The organism is Thermococcus sp. M36 (assembly GCF_012027355.1).
GTDB lineage: Archaea > Methanobacteriota_B > Thermococci > Thermococcales > Thermococcaceae > Thermococcus.
Genome location: NZ_SNUH01000001.1, coordinates 932,477 through 951,269, shown reverse-complemented (window position 1 = coordinate 951,269; position 18,793 = coordinate 932,477). Strand labels below are relative to the sequence as shown.

Here is an 18,793-nt window from a genome sequence, read left to right as displayed (position 1 = left end):
TAGAATTGGCGATTCCTTATGTCGAGGTTTAGTCTGTGGTGGATTATATGGAATGGTTCCGAGTACGATTCCAGAATGACTTTTGAGGGGAAGAAACTATCCCCCAGCTACAAGGTTGTCAATGCGTTCAAGGATAGAGGTTTTGACAGGGTTGTTTTTCTAGATAGCGAAGGGAAAGAGATAAACTACACTGGAAATGGGCGTAAAGATGGTGCCAGTTTGGCGCTGTGGATTTCATCAAGGGTTAGTGGCTTGAAGTACTATGTTCCAATACCCTTTTACAAATACGGGAGTGGTGAGCCAAGAGACGACCCTTCCGATGGTTTCGCTAACTCCTACTGGAAGGACTGGATTGACGGTGTTCTCAGTATCGTTGACAGCGATAGGCTCGGCTTCTACTGGAGCTATGAGAGTTGCCTCCAAGCAACTCCGCATGACGAACATAACGTTAGGGAGGAGTTCGTTCGGGAGATGGCAGAGTATATCCACAATCACGGCCAAGAACTCATCTGGATTCCTGCAACAGGGGGCAGAGGAGTGTCTTATTTAAACGACCCGAATTACGATGGGATTCCTACGATTGGGGGCTACTTTGACTACGTTTTCGTCCAGCCAAACTACTATGAGTACGACACCTGTATAGAAGAAACTAATGGGGACAAGCAGACGCTTTCTTATACCTACGAGAAGCTCGTGGAGAAGGTGCGTTGGGTTTACGAGGAACTTCCTAAGAAAATTAAAGAACACAACCCCAACTCCACGACAACGGTCTCAATGGAAATGGAAGCCGACAGAGCCGTCCTTCCCGACCAATGCGGCCATTGTGCTCTTGGGTGTGATACTGAAAAGTGCATTGAACGTGCTTGTGATTATTACAAAGCAATTTTAGAAGTAAATCCCAGTGCATTCTCAACCAGAGCCTACTATTCCGATGTGGACTTCAAAGTCATAGACATGGTGAGAGGAAAATGCCCAGACTGGTAATCTCCCTCTTTCTCCTTCTTCTCCTTGCGGCTCCAGTCTCGGCAACGTATTACGTAAAAGCGTCCGGCTTCATTTACGAAGTTAAATACAAAGTGTTGTCCAACGGGAATGAGGCTTTAATTCCCCTTCCGGTCCTCCAGTTCGGTGTTACCTGCGGCATGAACGATTGCTGGGCAGAGGTTTATGGAGACCAACAATATCTTCTCCTGTTTAACGGTTCTCAGCTTTTTCTCTTGAACTTCACTCCAGTCCTGCTTTCAAATCTTCCACCCAACGTGCCAAAGAATATCAGCCATTTGTACTTCAACGGCGTAAAATACGTGAACGGTTCATGGTACGTGAACGTGAGCGTTTTTGCTTACTCCGCCGAAGCCCATGATGGCTCCAAACTGAATTACGTTTTAAGGTTCGATACCAAGAGATTCTGCGCTGAAAAGACTAACGTGAGCTGGTCCCAGATTAAGGGGAGCACGCTCACAAACGAAATACACGGCTGGAAGATTGAAATCCCAAAGGTCTTCCTGCTGTCCCTCAAAAACGACTCCGCAGTACAATCCGGTTACCCCTCAGCGGACGTTCTTATAGTTGTGAACGCCAGCAATACAAAATGGCTACCAAGATCTTTTATAATAGTCAATCAAACCCAGTTTCCAGTTTACTTCATGCTCAAAAAGGACCATCAAGTGAAAAACATCACGCTCCTTTTCCTGAACACTACCCCAGTTCAGATGTGGTACGGATACTACAACGAGAAAACAACGGGAATACCGGGTTACTGGTTCCCTGAGGGCGTCAGAATCGTTAACGTAACTTCCTGCAAACCCACTTTGAACGAGACTCAAACAACTGCCACAACCCCAACAGGACACCAAAACAAAAGCATCTGCGGACCGGGACTGATAGTGATTATTGCACTGAGCGCCGCGCTTCTCTCGAGGAAGGCAAAGTAACGATGTTTGGCCAAAAAAGGTTAATGTTAAAAGCCGCTCCCCTCTTCTATTTCCGGTGGAAAAAATGCCGATGAGATGCAAGTTCTGCGAGAAACCAGCTTTCATTAAGCTTCACTACCCAAGAATGTACCTCTGCCCTGAGCACTTCACGGAATACTTCGAGAGGAAGGTTAAGCGCACAATAGAGAGATACAAGCTGCTGAAGCCCGACGAGAGAGTTCTAGTCGTTGTGAGCGGGGGAAAGGATTCAGCCGTTACCGCTTACGTGCTGAAAAAACTCGGCTACGATATAGAGTGCCTCCACATAAACCTCGGCATAGGGGAGTACTCGGAGAAGAGCGAAGAATATGCAAAGAGGCAGTGCGAGGCTTTGGGAGTTCCTCTCTACATAGTCCGCGTTAAGGAGCTCCTGGGTCACGGAATTGGCGAAGTGAGGACGAGAAGACCCACATGCTCCTACTGCGGCTTAACGAAGCGCTACATCTTCAACAAGTTTGCCTACGACAACGGTTTCGACGCCGTCGCCACCGGCCACAACCTCGACGACGAGGCGAGCTTCATCTTCTCCAACATGATGCACTGGAACACGCAGTATCTGGCCAAACAGGGACCGCTAACCCCCGGCGAGGGCAAATTCGTGAAGAAAATTAAGCCCCTCTACGAGCTCACCGAGAGAGAAGTTGTTGCCTATGCACTTGCCAACGGCATAGAGTATCACATCGAGGAGTGCCCGCACGCCGTAGGAGCTACGACCATAGAGTACAAGGAAATCCTGAACGAGATGGAGGAGAAGAGACCGGGAACCAAGATAAACTTCGTGAAGGGCTACCTGAGGAAGAAGCACATCTTCGAGGCCGAGCTTGAAGAGGTAGAGCTGAGGGAGTGCAAAGTCTGCGGCATGCCGTCGAGCGGTGAGGTATGTTCCTTCTGCCGCTTCTGGCGCCTTGAGGAGCCGCTGGACTTCAGGGTAATAAAAGATTAATGGCAAGGGCCGATGAGGTAGTCCTTTCGGGCCCTGAGCTGTGATGAGGGCCTCCCTAACCGAGGCAGAAGGTTATTTAAGGCTGCCCCCCAAAGTTATACGGGGGAACTGCATGAGCGTGCCCGACGGACTTATGGTAAACCTGTGGGAGTCCCTCAAGAAGGGTGAAATAGTCCTGATAGAAAGGGCCGACAGCGGGGATCAGTACTTCGGGCTCCACCAGCTGGTCAGCTGGGGAAAGGGCAGGGGATACAGCGTCATGGTGGTTGATGTCCTAGACTCACTCCACCTCCTGCGGGCAAAGGCCCGGCTGGCCGGCCTGGATGACTCAGTGTTTGACGACATCCCCGTGATAAAGATAGGGGGGAGCATTGAAGCGGGGAAGGTAATAGGGTGGATAAAGGACCCATCGGAACCTGCGATACTCTCAAGAAAGTTCAAGGAGGCCTACGAGGAGTTCCTTGAGTCAAACTCCCCCGTTCTGACGGTCACAGTTGGGCTTGAAAAGCTCTTTGTGGCCGCGGAGTTCTCGTCCAAAAACGTCCAGGCGATAATCGGCTCAATCTCCAGATACGTCGGCGACGAAAGGCGGCTCGCTGTTATACTCCTGAAGGCGCGGGTCATAGACCCGTCAAGACAGGCGGTGGTGCGGCTCCTCGAAGACATCGCAACTACCGTGATAGCCGTCTCTAGGAGGGACAAGATAACGGAGTTCCACGTCATCAAGTCGGTGAACCACAGGCTTGAGGGAATGACGATAAGAATATGACTCCCCGATTTCTCAGTTTTTTACAATCACAGGGAAGGAAAAAGGGAACGTCAGAGCTCCGTGAAGCGGAGCCTGAAGCGGAGCTCGCCCTCCACCGGGAAGAGCACCGTGTAGCTGACGCCCTGCTGGACGAAGTCCCATCCGCTCTCGCTCTGGCTTAGGGTCTTTATCGGGTACTTCCAGACCCTAGCCCTTTTGTCCAGCTCTATTCTGACCTTCCCGATGCCGTAGGTGTCGTCCACCTCGAAGCTCTCCGCCTCGAACTCTTCTGGGTTTTCCATAACGCTGTGAACCGCGAGGTTCAGCTCGACACCGAAGAGGGCCTTTGCATCGCTCCTGACGGTGTAGTCAACGACGAAACCATCTCCTGTGATGTGGAAGGTCTTCTCCACCTTCGCGGGCCTCCCTGCGACGCTGCCTTCCCTCTCAAGGGATATACCCCCATCAAAGAGGCCGAAGTCGTAGGCCCCCTTGAGGAAGTCGCCGAGTTCGGCGTATCTGCTGAGCCTGTACTCGTCAAGTGTGGTTTCGGGTTCGAGGAAGTGGTCCTGGAGAATCGCCCTTAGGCGGTCGTCGTAGGCAAGTTCACGTCTTATCTCGTCCGGTATCTGCCTCCCGACCTCGTGGATGCTCGCGACGCCCTCTCCGGTCTCCTCCTCGGGCGTTGCCGCCTCCTGAACCTCGTGGTAGTGCTCCCAGCGCCTTGCGAGCACATCGTTGTAGTTTACCGCCTTTTTCTTCGAGCTGAACTCAAAGAGGGCACCACCGTAGGAGGGCTTGAAGACGGCGTAGAAGTTCCCGCTCTCAAGGAACGCCTCGTCCCTCCCGTCGAAGTCGATGTCCCTGACGAAGCTTCCAGTGGAAACAAAGGTGTTGGCCTTTATGATGTTCTCCCACACGGCCCGCCTCAGGTGCGGGAGGTAAACGCCGCCAAAGACGCCGTGCCAGTAGGCGTCGTTGCACTGGGCCTTGAGGATGAACTTTCTCGCCTCCGGGTTCTCGCGGACGAGCTTGCTCACCATCAGCATCCTCTTGTGCATGTAGTTGCTCTCCGGGTACTTGAAGAAGAAGTTCTTCCAGATGCCACCCCTCACGAAGACGCGGTACTTCTCGAACTTGCCCTCTCCCTTAAGCTGCTCAACGAACTCCACGAAGAGCTTCGCCTGCTTTGCCGGGAGGGACCACTCGCTCATCTCAAAGTAGGAGGCTATCGGGAGGTAGACAAGGCCTCTCGGTTTAAAGCGAGCGAGGTACTCAGAGTATAGCATGAGGTTTATCCTTTCGTCGCTGGAAACCCTGTCAAAGAACTCCCTGAGCCAGCCCTTCCCGTAGACCCATTCGTGGGTTCCCGGCCAGACACCGAACTTCTCGCCGTCGTCGTGGAAGACAGCCACCTTGCTCTCGTCGCCGTCGTCGATGGAGTGCAGGTACTCGATTGTCTTCTCCACCGGACGGAAGGGTATCAAATATCTCAGCTTCTCGTCTATCGGGAAGACCGCTATTACCTCCCCACCATCCTCTGTGTAGTATGGCCAGTAGAGCTCCTCCTTGGCCAGGCCAGCGCTCATGAAGTGGTAGTCGTCGACGATGACGTACTCTATTCCAGCCTCGCGGAGGCTTTTTACAAGTTCCGGCTGCCAGACGCGCTCGGTGAGCCAGACTCCCCTGGCATCGTAGCCGAGATTCCTGGCGAACTCCTTGAGGAGCTTTATCTGCTCCAGCCTGTCCTCCTTGGGGATCGCCGCCAGGACAGGCTCGTAGAAGCCGGCGACGACTATCTCAAGCTGGCCCTTTTTAACGAGAGACCTGAGGAGGTCTATGTGTTCCGGCCTGTTCTCGGATATCCACTCAAAGAGAGGGCCGGAGTAGTGGACCGCGACCTTCATGTTAGGGTACTCCTCAAGGATCTCCATGAAAGGCCTGTAGGAGCGGTCGTAGGCGCTCTCAAACACCCAGCCAAAGTTTCCGAGGGGCTGATGGTTATGAATGCCAAAGATAAAGTTCACCATCGCCAACCACCCACCATTACTGTTATCACTAGCGGTGATATGGGAAGAAAGGCATATAAACCTTTTTCTCGTATTACTCACTACGGGTGATTACCGTACACCCTTGGGGACTCAATCCCCTTTGGAGGTGGACGATGTGAAGAAAACGACCGCGGTTGTGTTTATATCGGTTCTGCTGCTTGGTTTAGTGCCCCTTCCGAACTTCGTCAGTGCAATGTACGGCACTAAAATAATCGACGGAAGCCTGGACGACTGGACCGGCGCCGACCTCCTGGCGGTTGGGATGGACAACGGTCAGGCCGGGGCGAATCTCGACAAGATGTACGTCTCCTGGGACGACCAGTACCTGTACATAGCGATAAAGACCAACAACACCCAGAGCTGGGACGTTGCCTACGGAATAGGAATAGACATCGACCCGGGAACCGGCAACGGTTACGTTTCCGGTGGAGACTCCTGGGGAAGAAGCGTCGAGTTCTCGAACGGCTTTGCCCCCGACTATGAGATTTACTTCTGGTGGGGCTGGGACAGCGGAATGGGAACCGACAACTTCAACACCTGGACCGGTAGTGGATGGAACTACAACAGCATCTCCAGCGTCGGCGGGAGCTTCGCCTACACCGGAGACACCTCGACCGGACTCCAGACGGTCGAGATAAAGATACCGTGGAGTGCCCTGGGAGGAAAGCCGGAGAAGGTAGCCATAATGGCATGGGTCACCGGAGGTAGTGGCTCTGCAGTGGACAGCCTCCCCGTTGACCCCGCAATAGACTACACCAACATAGGCGGAGAATGGGGAGACACCGACACCTTCACCAACATGGCGGTCATCTACGTCGCCCCCAAGACCATAGATGGGAACCTGAGCGACTGGAGCGATGCCGACCTTCTGGTGACCGGAAGGGACAATGGCCAGGCCGGGGCGAATCTCGACAAGATGTACGTCTCCTGGGACGACCAGTACCTGTACATAGCGATAAAGACCAACAACACCGGTAGCTGGGACGTCGCTTATGGAATAGGTATAGACGTCGATCCAGGAACCGGCAACGGGTACACGAGCGGGGGGGACTCCTGGGGCAGGAACGTTGAATTCTCCAACGGATTCGCTGTTGATTACGAGCTCTACTTCTGGTGGGGCTGGGACAGCGGAATGGGAACCGACAACTTCAACACCTGGACTGGAAGCGGCTGGAACTACGGAAGCCTGGCCGACGTTGGGGCCAAGTTTGCCTACACCGGAGACACCTCGATCGGACTCCAGACCCTGGAGATAGCGATTCCCTGGAGCGCCCTTGGAGGCAAGCGCTCTAGGTTCGCCGTTATGACCTGGATAACGGGAAGCGGTGGCTCTGCAGTGGACAGCCTCCCCGTTGACCCCGCAATAGACTACACCAACATAGGCGGAGAATGGGGAGACACCGACACCTTCACCAACATGCTCGTCGGCGAGTGGTTCCTGATGGCGGACCTGACTGTCGGCGTGAGCGGACCGGGCGTCGTCGGCCTCAATAGAGAAGGGGTTTACAACGTCACCGTCAGGAACGAGGGCTCCCTGCCGGCCCAGAACGCGAGCGTTAGGGTCTACCTCAACGGAACCATCATCGCCAACTGGACGGCTGACCTCGGGCCGGGCGAGAGCAAGTGGTTCACCTTCACATGGACTCCCAACGCGACCGGAACCTACGAGATAAGGGCCGTCGTCGACGAGGAAAACACCATCCCAGAGGCCAGCGAGACTAACAACGAGTTCGCTATGAACGTCCAGGTCGTCTGGGTCGGAAGGATAGATATAGACGGGAAACCCGACGACTGGCCAGAGGTGGCCCTTGGGCCCAACGCGTTCACAGTTGACGGCGGGTTCTTTATGCTGGAGGACGCGGTGAACGACCAGAGGCACGACAAGGATCAGTACCTCCCGGGCCAGAGCTCCTCCCACGCGGACATAAGGGAGATAGGTGTGACCAAGGACGACCGCTACGTGTACTTCCTCTTCAAGTTCGTCAATATGAGCAACATAAAGATAGGCGACAACGGAGCGACTTTCATAGCGGTTCCGATAGACTACAAGGACGGTGGCGCCAACTGGTTCGCAGGTGAGATGGACACGAAGACCTCCATCGAGTGGGACATCCAGATGGCCATAAACCTCGGCGGAAGCCAGTACAGGGGCGAGACCACGGCCGTCACCACCGCGGGGAGCGGGGTCACTTCCCTCCTGTACTTCGTCGACCCCGACGGGAACATCGTCCAGGTCAGCGACGCCCTCGTTGGAGTGGACCTTTCAGAGAACACCATCGAGGTAAGGGTTCCGCTGGGGCTCTTTGAAGGGGCCAGCGGCTTCAGGTTCCAGGTCGCCACGGGCTTCAGTTACGGGCAGGCCGTATGGAACTTCGGGGACGACTTCAACAACGACGCCATAAGCGATATAGTGGACACACTAACCACCGAGAACAGCACCTCCGCAGAGCTGGCCGACAACATCCCCGACTACTACGTGGAGCTTACCTTCGACGGCGCCGTCGAGAAGGCGAAGTTCGTGAGTGCCAAAGTTGAAAGAATGATGGAGGCACAGAACAACTTCATCAAGATAGTAAAGTATTCCATAGCCCCGATGGTCGAGAAAGAGTACGGCAGGGCCTCGGAGCTCCTCAAGGAGCTGGAAAAATACGGCGTCTCTGAAGACGTCCGGATGGAGTACAGGAGCAGGATGGAGAGCGCATACAGGCGGTACCTGGACGGCATGAACATGCTGGGCACCCACAACTACAAGATAATTGGATCAATGATGGTCTACACGGCATACCACGAGCTCAAAAAGGTCTCAAAGGAAATGAACGAGACGATAGAAAAGATCATCAGCGGTGAGCTTGAGAAGCAGAAGCAGATGGAGGAGCTCGCAAAGAACCTCACCAAGACAATTGACGGGAACCTCGACGACTGGGACGTTGAGCCGATAGCCGTTGATGAGGAAGGCTACGGACAGGACGGTGCAAACCTCAAGGCCCTCTACGTTGACTACGACGACCAGTTCCTCTACATAGCCATAACCACAGAGAACAGGGCCTCATGGAGGGTCTCCTACGGCATAGCCCTCGACTACAAAGACGGGGGCTACACTACCGGCACCGACGCATGGGGAAGAAAGGTGAGCTTTGACAGGGGCGTCGATGCACAGCTCTACTTCTTCTGGAACGGGGAGTTCTTCGGAGACCCCGGAACGAGCACCATAACGAGCGCTCAGATCGCCCTCTGGGACGGAAACGCCTGGAACATGGAGGACCTCAAGTGGGTCGGCTTCTACGCCTACACGGGAGGCTCAACTGACGGCCTGCAGACCCTTGAGATAGCAATCCCGTGGAAGGCCCTCGGCGGAAAGCCGAAGGAGATAGGCATAGTAGCGTACGTGACCGGCCAGGGCGCCGGCGACTCAGCGGTTGACTCACTGCCGCTCCAGGATGCCGTCATGGACACCGACCCAGGACAGGAATGGGGCGACACCGATACCTTTACGGAGTTCGCGACGGTCACCATAGAGTGACCGCCCCCCTTCTTTTCTGTTTATAATATCAAGCCGAAGACGTAAAGGGCCAGTGCCACCGCCAGCTGGTTTGAGAAGTTGTCGTCCAGCTGATCCTCGGGCTGCTTTCCGGGAGGGAGGCCGTAAAGCTCCACCAGCGTCCCGATAAGGGAACCCAGAACGGCAAGGACGGGGCCCACGAGGGGCAGGAGTATCAGAAAACCGGAAGCAAAGTACGCAGTGCTGCCCTCAAGGCTTTTGCCGTTGGAGAACCTGTGTCTCCCGAAGGACTTCCCGATTATAGCGGCGAGGGCATCGCCAACGGTTGCGACGGTTATGGCCCCAACAGCTATTTCTGGGGGGAAGAAGTAGACAACCACAAACGAGGCTGCGGTGAAGTATATGTGGGCCGCCACCCGGTACCTCTCATGGCTCCGGGTTATCTCATCTAGGTGCCTCTCAAGAACCTCCACCCTCTCAATAACCTCATCGTCCACGTATATTTTGAGCCTCCTTTTTATATCGTCCCTGAGCTCCTCTATTATCCGGAACGGTTCAAGGATCACGAAAAGAAAGAATGCAAGGCCGACCATTGTCAGAACAACGTCCTTTCCGAAGAGGATGTACAGCCCGGGAACCAGCAGACCGGTAAGGTGAAGGGACTTGCGCTTAATCTCTCCCCGCATGCTCACGCCTTATCACCTCTAGGGCCTCCATGAGATCTCCAACGACGTAGTCCGCATACTTCGACCGCCGCCCCTTAAAATAACCCCTCCTGACGAGTATCGTGACTGCCCCCACATCCTTCCCACCCCTCATGTCAGTGTCATCCCTGTCGCCGACCATGTAAACCTCGTCCTCATGGGGAAATAGGCGCCTCGCCAGACGGAAGTTGTGGGGGTCAAGCTTGCTGTGTCCCGTCTCGCCGCTTATGATAAGGGCGTCGAAGTAGTCCTTTATCCCCAGGTACTCGAGCTTCTTTCTTTGCCATCTGGTCGAGGAGTCAGTTACGAGCACTATCCGGGCACCCATCCCTCTGAGCCCCTCAAGAAAAGGAACCGCGTCCGGGAACAGCTTCAGGTTCGAAAAAAAGACCCTGTCCACGAGCTCCTGGATCTCGTCGAGCTCCTCCGACGAGATGCCGACGTATATCTTCCGGAGAAGCCTCTCAACGATTTTATCGAGATCCATCATGTGGAACTCGCGGGACTGTTCGAGCTCGCGATATCTGGCCGTGAGTATGTAAAGGAACGCGCGGAACCGCCTTTTCCGGATGAGGTGTGGAATGAGGCGCAGTATGGTGTACTTCCCGGCTTCCCACGTGTTGCAGAGGGTATCGTCGAGGTCAACAAGCACGAGCATGTTAAAGACTAACCAAGGGGAGTTTAAATTCTTTGGGTTAAGGTTTAAAAGGTGATGGGGGAGCCCATAAATGTATGGACGGGAAAACTCTCATATTGGCCGGAATGGCCCTTATAATGACGGGGTTCCTCCTAGTGTTTATCGGAACCATAGTCTCTGCCATAGGAAGCGGGGAAGCAGATGTGGAAGGCGGCGGGGTTGTTATGATAGGCCCCATCCCCATAATCTTCGGAACCAGTTCTAGGGCCGCGGGAATCGCCACGGTGCTGGCTATAGTGCTAACGATACTCTGGATAGCGGCTGCGCTACTCAGCAGGAGGGGATGACGTGGACTTTCTTGCGGCGCTGGCGATTCTCCTCGTGACCGCAAAGAGCATCGAGTGGCTCTTCGAGAGGGCCGGGATACACCCCATAATAGCCCACGTCCTGACTGGGATCCTTCTGGGACCTTTCATTCTGGGGATCATTGAGCCGACGGAACAGCTTGGTGTTCTGGCCGAGTTCGGGCTCATAATGATGATGCTCTACATGGGACTGACCAGCAACTTTTCGGCGATAGCCCAGAACACCAAGAAGGCGGTGGTCGTTGCCGCACTCGGAGTTGCTTTTTCCTTCATCCTGGGTTTTCTGACGGTCGTGTCTTTTGGAAAGGGGATCACCGCGGCCATATTCATCGGGATCACCTTGGGCAACACCGCAATTGAAGTCACCAGCGGCGTCCTCGTCAAGGAGAGGGTGAAGCGCGAGGTCTCGTCAATACTGATGGGGGCCGCCTTTGCGGACGACATAATGGCCGTGTACCTCATAGGCATCATAACGGCCCTGGCAGACGGGGGCCTCAACGTCCTCTCCTTCGGGATGCTCACCCTCAAGATATTCGCATTCATCGCCGCTACGCTCCTCGTCTCGGAGTTCGTCTTCAAGAGATCCCGGTGGTTCTACGCAGTGGTGAGAAACCTCAACGTCTTCTTCACCTTCACCCTCATACTTACGTTTACCCTCGCGATAATAGCCGAATGGGTCGGACTTAACCAGATTATAGGGGCATATCTGGCGGGCCTGACCATTAGCAGGCTCCGTGAGAGGAAGGACCCGCTCGTCGTGACAAGAATAAAGCTCAACGAGCTCATCGAAGACCTGCAGGTGGTTCTAACGGAGTTCTTCATACCGCTGTTCTTTATCTACGTGGGACTGATGTTCAACCCTCCCCTCCGGGACATCAGCCTGGCCCTAATAGCGCTCCTCTATACCTCCGCGGTTCTTGGAAAGCTCCTCGGGTGCGGACTGGGGAGCAGGCTTTTCGGGCTGGGATGGACTGACTCCATCCTCGTCGGCATAGGTATGGGGGGTAGGGGGAGCCTTGAGCTGGCCATACTGACCTTCGGGCTGAACGCCGGCCTGATAGACCAGGCCCTCTTTGCCAGCGTCATAGCGGTTTCAATGCTGACGGCTCTGACAACGCCCCTGTTCTTTAAGACGTACATCAAAAGGGCAAAAGCTTAAATTAAAGGGCAGGTTAGTAGTCCTCAGGCTGGTGAGAAGATGTTTCCGCGGAAAGGAGCGAGCGAGGAAGAAGTTCTGGAGGAGCTAGAAAGAAAAACTTCAAGAGATTTGACCTTTGACTCCGGCAGGATACTCGGCTCGATGTGCACCTACCCGCATCCCTTCGCGGTTAGGGTCGTCCAGACGTACATAGACCGGAACCTCGGGGATCCAGGCCTTCACGTGGGGAGCCAGAGAATCGAGGGAGAGGCCATTGAAATGCTCTCCTCACTTCTAGGACTCAAAAAGGGCTACGGGCACATCGTTTCCGGAGGAACCGAGGCGAACATTTTGGCCGTTAGGGCCTTCAGGAACCTTGCGGATGTAGAAAAACCCGAGCTCATCCTCCCCGAGAGCGCGCACTTCTCCTTCATCAAGGCGAGCGAGATGTTGAGGGTCAAACTCGTCTGGGCAAAGCTGAAGGAAGACCACTCGGTCGATGTAAAGGACGTCGAGGCCAAGATCACGGACAACACCATAGGAATCGTCGGCATCGCCGGAACCACCGGGCTGGGCGTCGTCGACGACATTCCCGCGCTGAGCGATTTGGCCCTCGACTATGGCCTCCCGCTCCACGTTGATGCGGCCTTCGGCGGCTTCGTGATACCCTTCGCGAAGGAACTTGGCTACGAGATTCCGGACTTCGACTTCAGGCTTAAAGGCGTCCAGAGCATAACCATAGACCCCCACAAGATGGGCATGGTGCCCATTCCGGCCGGGGGAATAATATTCAGAGAAAAGAAATTCCTTGAGGCGATAAGCGTCCCCGCCCCCTACCTGGCCGGCGGAAAGGTGTGGCAGGCGACGATAACCGGAACCAGACCGGGTGCAAGTGCCCTGGCCGTATGGGCGATGATAAAACACCTGGGCTTTGATGGCTACAAGGATGTCGTGAGGAAGGCGATGGAGCTGAGCAGGTGGTTCGCAGCCGAGTTGAAAAAAATCCCCGGGGTATACCTCATCCGCGAACCTGTGCTCAACATAGTATCGTTCGGGACGGAGAACCTCGAAGAGGTGGAAGAAGAGCTGAAAAGGAGGGGGTGGGGGATAAGCGCCCACAGGGGATACATAAGGATAGTCATGATGCCCCACGTGAAAAGGGAGCACCTGGAGGAGTTCCTGAGGGATTTGAGGGAGGCCATTGGACACGCTATTCCGTGACCCCTTTTATGTCCACGTGGACAAAGGCAACGTCCACTTCGGGCAGCCCCTCTATGCGCTTCTTCACCTCCTCACTGATGTCATGGGCCTCTTTCAGATTGAGTTCCGGTGGAACCTCGATGTGGAGCTCCACGTGAAGCCTGTTCCCGACGTAGTGGGCCCTCAGGTCGTGGACGCCGAGGACGTTGGGGACGTCCAAGGCGGTCTTCTTTATCTTCTCACACACCTCAAAGGGTGGGGCCTGGCCGGTTAGGTAGCCGAGGTTCCTCAGGATTATATCAAAGGAGACCTTCACAAGAAATAGGGCCACAACAAGGCCCGCCAAGGAGTCGCCGTAACCAAACCCAAACCTCTGGGCGACAAGCCCCACGAGAACGGCCACACTGCTCAGCGCGTCGCTCCTGTGGTGGTAGGCGTCCGCTATGAGTATCTGGCTGTTGAGCTTTTTTCCGACGTGGACGGAGTACTGGAACATGACCTCCTTGGAGAGGATGGACAGAACCGTGACGCCCAGCATTATGGAGTTGACCTGGATAGTACCCCCGTGGAGGATACGGTAGAGGGCGTCCCTTCCTATCTCGTAGGCAACTATGAGGAGCGCCTCGCCGATTAAGAACGCCACCAGAGGCTCGAAACGGGAGTGGCCAAAGGGGTGGCTCCTGTCCGGCGGTTTGGATGATATCCGTATCCCGGCGTAGCCTATGACGCTTGTTATGACGTCGCTCAGGGAGTGGACTCCGTCGGATATGAGGGCTATACTGGAGTACATAAAGCCCACGATAACCTTGATGAGCGAGAGCACCACGTTCCCGACTATGCTGACCCAGATAGGCCTGTAAACTTCCTCCATGGTATCACCCAATTCTGTGCATATGCACATAATACTTAAACCTTACCGCCTCCTGTTCGGATATTTAACTTTATTAGGTTTTCCAATTTTATTAGGCTAATCTAATTCAATGGGCATAAAAATAAGCGGAGCGGTCAGTCCGTCACTCCATCATCACGAGCCTCAGGCAAGGCTGAAGTCATCATCCCAGAAAAGGTTGGGGATGGGCCTTAAAAGGGTTGCTCAGCGATCACCTTTCCCTCCTCACCGGTCGGTTCGCCCATCACTCATCATCGCGAGTGAGAGTTGGATGAGGGGCTTAAAACGGTTGCCGTAGGGCAATCCTTATCAACCCATACACGGTTTTAAGTTGGGTGCGTATGGGGGAGAGCCTGAAGCTGAGACTCATCAAAAACGCGGGCTGGCTGTTCGGGGCAGAGGTAGTTTCAAAGATACTGGCGTACGGTATAATAGTCCTCCTGAGCAGAACCCTTGGACCGGAGGGCCTTGGACAGTACTCGTTTATATTCTACTACGTCGGTCTCTTGGGGATATTCTCCGATTTGGGTGTCGGGTATTATTTTATGAGAGAAGTTGCAAGAGATAGGAACCGGCTGGATGAACTCCTCCCCGATGTCCTCGGCTTCAAGATAGTTCTGGCAGTGATCAATTTCCTTATAATCGTCGGGCTCACTGTTTTCCTCCCGAAGCCGGAATGGATGAAGCTCCTGATAATCCTGGCTGGAGCCGAGGCGATGCTGACGTGGATCTCTCTGATTTTTGTCAGAGTTATGTATGCCCACGAAGTCACGAAGTATGAGGCAATTGCAAGGATCGTAGAAAGACTTTGGGCATTTTTTATTGGGGGTACTGTCCTTTATCTGCATCCATCATTGTCATTGTTTGTCGTCACTCTCCTTGGTGGTTATGCCATCAGGGAAATACTTAGAATAAGATGGGGAACTATATTCACAGGAGAAATTAAAGTAAAATTCAAACCAGCGACATGGAGGGAACTACTTAAAAAATCCTATCCGTTCTGGCTCATCGGTCTTTTTACGCTGATCTATTACCGCACAGACATGGTCATGCTGAGCCTGCTAAGGGATGATTATGAAACGGGAATTTACAGAGCTGCATACATGTGGATCCAGGTTGCTATGCTAGTTCCAAATGTGGTGGTACCTACCACGTTGCCATCTATGGCACGGCTGTGGAAAGATGACAAAAAAACTCTGGAAATCCTCTTCAGAAAAAGTTTCCAGATGCTGGGTCTCGTGGGAATTGTTGGAGCCATTGGATACTACTTTCTCGCTGAATATGGGGTACTATTGGTATTTGGGGAAAAATTCGCCTCCAGTATCCCAGTTCTTAAAATCCTATCCTTTGCGTTGCCATTCATGTTTCTCAACTCACTATTTGGCAGCTTTCTGAACGCCACCGGAAAGGAGCTGACATTCACGAAGATAACTGGCTTCACCGCCATTCTGAACGTGGTTCTGAACTATTTCCTAATTCTGCACTATGGCGCAGTCGGTGCAGCGGTGGCGACGGTAGTAAGTCAGGGAGTTGGGAGTTTAGTTAATGGATTTTTACTAATGAACTCCCACTAGTTCCTAAACTACGTTAGAGCTTATACGTTCTCATATCCCCACTGGACTTCTAAATCCTACCAATTCAGCTAACTTTCTTACCTCGGGTTTGAATTGTTTCATTAGTTTGAGCCCGAGATCCTCTGGCAGAGGTTTACGAGGCACTGGCCTTGTGTTAAGTCTATTTACTCGTAGATATTTTTAGTAGCTTCTTTGGAATATAGGTAAATAACCGACGCTTCTCCTACAATATTATAACCTTCCAATCCCATGAACAACGTGATATACCGATCATATTTTTGTAGTACGGAAAACGAACTAAAAGTTCCTTCTCATCCCTAAAAACTCGAGAGTTTCTTTGTGGAAGTCCGTGCAGAAATAGTTTGGCTCCTTTATCTTACTCATTAAAAATCTCAGGGTGTTGTTTAAGGTAATAATATAACGATGTCGTGCCACTTTGTGGTTCTCCCACAAGGAATAAGTTAGTCCTAAATCAAAACGTGTTATACAAACCCACCCTTGCCTTTAGATATTCTGTGACAATGTCCCTGAGCTCCTCTTTGGAAAGCCTCGGAGCATCTTTGGAAGTGTATTCAAGATAGTCAGGTTTTGACAGTACTTTGTCCTCCTCAAGAAATATACGATACATTTCTCCCAAGTCTTCAACATGATAGCTCTCCACCTCATTTATTAGATGCTCGTGGAGTTTTTCACCAGGCGAAAGACCGATTAACTTCACTTTAACGTCTTTGGGATTAATGCCCAGTAGGGGAGCAATATCCTCAACCATAACATCCACCAGATCACCCAACCTAAAAGCAGGCATTTTCAATATGAAAAGCTCTCCACCCATTCCAAGCTCTGTAGCCCTAAAAACAAGTTTAACTGCATCTGAAATACGCATTATAAACCTTGTCACCTCAGGATCTGATACAAATAGTGTTCTTTTTTTCAAAAGGGTGGTCACAAAAATTGGAATCACTGAACCTCTGGAGTTTGCGACATTCCCAAATCTAACCACCATAAACGCGTTGCTTCCACTAGCCAAACGGCTGGCATTTAATGTTATCCTCTCCGCAATGAACTTGGTTGCCCCCATAACAGTGGTTGGATTAGCAGCCTTATCTGTACTTATTGTTACGAACTTCTCAACACCATAATGAAGAGCCAAATCTACTAGATTCTGAGTACCAATTATGTTTGTTTTTACTGCTTCAAAAGGAAATTCTTCAGAAATAACAACGTGCTTCATTGCTGCGGCATGGAATACAATATCCACATCATAAAGCTTGAACACATTACTCGCGCTTTGAAAATCGCGGACATCCCCAACAACAAATTCTAAACGCTCATCAAGTAATTCTTTTCTCATAACAAAATGCTTTATCTCGTCTCTACTCATCACGATAATCCTGTTCACATCTGCTTCTAGAAGTTGCTTAACGATTTCCCTACCAATGCTTCCAGTACCTCCAGTGACAAGAATATTCTTGTTTCTGAAGATGTCAGGATTCATCACTATCATCCCCCTCTAGAAATCCCCTGATTGATGACACAATGTATTCTACCTCCTCGGTCGTCATGTGAGGATACATCGGTAAAGCCAAGACCTGAGAGGAAACTTTTTCAGTCACTGGAAGCTCAATTTCAGAATATCCCAGATTTTTAAATACAGTATATCTGTGGGCTGGCTCAAAGTAGATCTTTGTAGAAATACCCCTTCTCATAAGATGTTGCATCAGTTGATCCCTTGTTTCTTTCCCATTCAAAATCCTCATAGTATAAAGTTGATATACGGCAAAATAGTCTTTCGGCTCCTCCAAAACCTTAATCTCACTTGTCCTTCTCAAGGCATTAGTTAAAGCATGTGCATGTTTTCTTCTCATTTCTATTAGAGAGTCAACTTTTTCTAGCTGAGATAGCCCCAATGCCGCTAGAATCGTTGAAAGTCTCCAGTTATACCCAACTTCAACATAATCACTATTAGCTCCAGAAGTGAAATAATCCCCTTCAGTTATCCTACCATAAGAAACCAAAAGTTTTAGTCGCTCATATATCTCTTTACTATCAGTAATAACAGCTCCACCTTCACTGGTGGTGAAGATTTTATTTTGGCAGAAGCTAAAAATTGCTGAGTCACCAAAGGTTCCAACGAATTTTTCTCTTATTTTTGCCCCAAAAGCCTCCGCAGCATCTTCAATTAATACCAAGTTGTAGTCTTCTGCTATCTCCCTGAGTTCTCTAATCTTGCATGGCATTCCACCATAATGAATCGGAAGAATAGCTTTTGTTTTTGATGTGATCTTTTCTTTTACATCCTCTGGATCTAACCCAAGAGTTTCCTCTTCAATGTCAGCAAAAACTGGCTTTGCTCCAACGTATAATGGGGCATACGCAGTAGCTATAAATGTAAACGAGGGGACTATTATCTCATCGCCAGGCTTAAACTTATGGGCGAGCATAACTGCATGAAGTGCTGAGCCTCCAGAATTAAAAGCCACGCAATATTTGGCCCCAAGATAGTCACAGAGTCTTTTCTCAAATTCTTCTACCTGCCTTCCAATGCACCAGTGCATTCCAGAGCGAATGACTTCCTCAACGGCTTTTATGTCATTTTCATCCCAATAGATCTTAAATAGGGGAATTTTCATTCTTCAATCTCCTCCATTAATTTCTTGATTTCCTCCTCTGTCAACTTTCGGAAAACCTTTGCAGGAACACCGAAAGCTATAACGTTGTCTGGTATGTCCTTGTTAACAAAACTAAATGCCCCGATAATTGAGTTTTCTCCTATTGTTACCCCAGGCATTATTACACTATGACTTCCAATTCTGGCGTTCCTTTTAATCACAACTTTTCCTTTTTTGCCGTCTATTGTAGATTCGGAATATATTGAACAATGTGAGCCAATTTGGACATAGTCCTCTATAATCACCCCATATTTTGCATTTATGTACGTAAATGCTCCAATGTCGGTATATTTTCCCAACTTAAGGCCTTCAGGATACTGCACCATCCAATTCCATTTTGTTAACGTGCCATGTTCAATTTTTGGGGGGATCCACTCTTTAAATCGGGACATAAAATCACCTT

16 protein-coding genes are annotated in these 18,793 nt (G+C 51.6%); 9 read left to right on the top strand and 7 right to left on the bottom strand.

All coding sequences use genetic code 11. From position 1 onward, the window contains the following. Positions 1-18 precede the first annotated feature (18 nt). The 4 genes from E3E36_RS05350 (at position 19) to E3E36_RS05335 (ending at position 3,685) form a co-directional block, all read left to right on the top strand. Positions 19-984: a DUF4855 domain-containing protein gene (locus E3E36_RS05350; protein ID WP_167894260.1), complete on the top strand. Its 966-nt coding sequence runs from the start codon at positions 19-21 to the stop codon at positions 982-984. Continuing rightward, positions 969-1,934 (top strand): CGP-CTERM sorting domain-containing protein, encoded by a 966-nt coding sequence (locus E3E36_RS05345; RefSeq protein ID WP_167894259.1) that lies wholly within the window; start codon positions 969-971, stop codon positions 1,932-1,934. The genes E3E36_RS05350 and E3E36_RS05345 overlap by 16 nt, the downstream gene beginning before the upstream one ends. A 70-nt stretch (positions 1,935-2,004) precedes the next feature. Beyond that, positions 2,005-2,916, top strand: a complete 912-nt coding sequence (locus tag E3E36_RS05340; protein WP_167894813.1) for a TIGR00269 family protein — start codon at positions 2,005-2,007, stop codon at positions 2,914-2,916. A 112-nt stretch (positions 2,917-3,028) separates the two neighbouring features. Continuing rightward, positions 3,029-3,685 carry a DUF257 family protein gene (locus tag E3E36_RS05335; protein ID WP_167894258.1) on the top strand — a complete coding sequence of 219 codons (657 nt, stop codon included), beginning with the start codon at positions 3,029-3,031 and terminating at the stop codon, positions 3,683-3,685. A gap of 50 nt (positions 3,686-3,735) precedes the next feature. On the opposite strand, the gene E3E36_RS05330 is transcribed toward E3E36_RS05335, so the two are convergent. After that, positions 3,736-5,700, bottom strand: a complete 1,965-nt coding sequence (locus E3E36_RS05330; protein WP_206203478.1) for an alpha-amylase/4-alpha-glucanotransferase domain-containing protein — start codon at positions 5,698-5,700, stop codon at positions 3,736-3,738. A 130-nt stretch (positions 5,701-5,830) separates the two neighbouring features. On the opposite strand from E3E36_RS05330, the gene E3E36_RS05325 reads away from it, so the two are divergent. After that, positions 5,831-9,235 carry a CARDB domain-containing protein gene (locus tag E3E36_RS05325; protein WP_167894256.1) on the top strand — a complete coding sequence of 1,135 codons (3,405 nt, stop codon included), beginning with the start codon at positions 5,831-5,833 and terminating at the stop codon, positions 9,233-9,235. A gap of 20 nt (positions 9,236-9,255) precedes the next feature. Here the strand turns inward: E3E36_RS05325 and E3E36_RS05320 are convergent, their stop codons facing one another. Further along, a complete protein-coding gene (locus E3E36_RS05320) occupies positions 9,256-9,906 on the bottom strand; it encodes a diacylglycerol/polyprenol kinase family protein (RefSeq protein ID WP_167894255.1) in 651 nt (216 codons plus the stop codon). After that, complete coding sequence (locus E3E36_RS05315) at positions 9,884-10,576, bottom strand: HAD family hydrolase (protein ID WP_167894254.1); 693 nt, start codon at positions 10,574-10,576, stop codon at positions 9,884-9,886. The genes E3E36_RS05320 and E3E36_RS05315 overlap by 23 nt, the downstream gene beginning before the upstream one ends. A gap of 74 nt (positions 10,577-10,650) precedes the next feature. On the opposite strand from E3E36_RS05315, the gene E3E36_RS05310 reads away from it, so the two are divergent. From E3E36_RS05310 to mfnA, 3 genes are read left to right on the top strand one after another with little or no spacing between them, the layout of a single operon-like run. Then, positions 10,651-10,902: a DUF131 domain-containing protein gene (locus tag E3E36_RS05310; RefSeq protein WP_167894253.1), complete on the top strand. Its 252-nt coding sequence runs from the start codon at positions 10,651-10,653 to the stop codon at positions 10,900-10,902. 1 nt (position 10,903) lies between these two features. Further along, on the top strand, positions 10,904-12,079 hold the full coding sequence (locus tag E3E36_RS05305; RefSeq protein WP_167894252.1) for a cation:proton antiporter: 1,176 nt from the start codon (positions 10,904-10,906) through the stop codon (positions 12,077-12,079). A 39-nt stretch (positions 12,080-12,118) separates the two neighbouring features. Beyond that, the gene (gene mfnA, locus E3E36_RS05300) at positions 12,119-13,279 is read left to right on the top strand and encodes a tyrosine decarboxylase MfnA (RefSeq protein WP_167894251.1); all 1,161 of its coding nucleotides are present in this window, start codon (positions 12,119-12,121) and stop codon (positions 13,277-13,279) included. Here the strand turns inward: mfnA and E3E36_RS05295 are convergent. After that, on the bottom strand, positions 13,269-14,129 hold the full coding sequence (locus E3E36_RS05295; protein WP_167894250.1) for a cation diffusion facilitator family transporter: 861 nt from the start codon (positions 14,127-14,129) through the stop codon (positions 13,269-13,271). The two genes, mfnA and E3E36_RS05295, sit on opposite strands and share 11 nt — an antisense overlap. A gap of 359 nt (positions 14,130-14,488) precedes the next feature. Here E3E36_RS05295 and E3E36_RS05290 point away from each other — a divergent pair, with 359 nt between their 5' ends. Then, positions 14,489-15,721: a flippase gene (locus E3E36_RS05290; protein WP_167894249.1), complete on the top strand. Its 1,233-nt coding sequence runs from the start codon at positions 14,489-14,491 to the stop codon at positions 15,719-15,721. A 472-nt stretch (positions 15,722-16,193) separates the two neighbouring features. Here the strand turns inward: E3E36_RS05290 and E3E36_RS05285 are convergent, their stop codons facing one another. From E3E36_RS05285 to E3E36_RS05275, 3 genes are read right to left on the bottom strand one after another with little or no spacing between them, the layout of a single operon-like run. After that, positions 16,194-17,225 carry an SDR family NAD(P)-dependent oxidoreductase gene (locus E3E36_RS05285; RefSeq protein WP_206203477.1) on the bottom strand — a complete coding sequence of 344 codons (1,032 nt, stop codon included), beginning with the start codon at positions 17,223-17,225 and terminating at the stop codon, positions 16,194-16,196. After that, entirely contained in the window at positions 17,206-18,351 is a 1,146-nt protein-coding gene (locus tag E3E36_RS05280) for a DegT/DnrJ/EryC1/StrS aminotransferase family protein (protein ID WP_167894248.1), read from the bottom strand. The genes E3E36_RS05285 and E3E36_RS05280 overlap by 20 nt, the downstream gene beginning before the upstream one ends. Next, complete coding sequence (locus E3E36_RS05275) at positions 18,348-18,782, bottom strand: DapH/DapD/GlmU-related protein (RefSeq protein ID WP_167894247.1); 435 nt, start codon at positions 18,780-18,782, stop codon at positions 18,348-18,350. Before E3E36_RS05275 ends, E3E36_RS05280 begins: the two co-directional genes overlap by 4 nt. Positions 18,783-18,793: the final 11 nt, after the last annotated feature.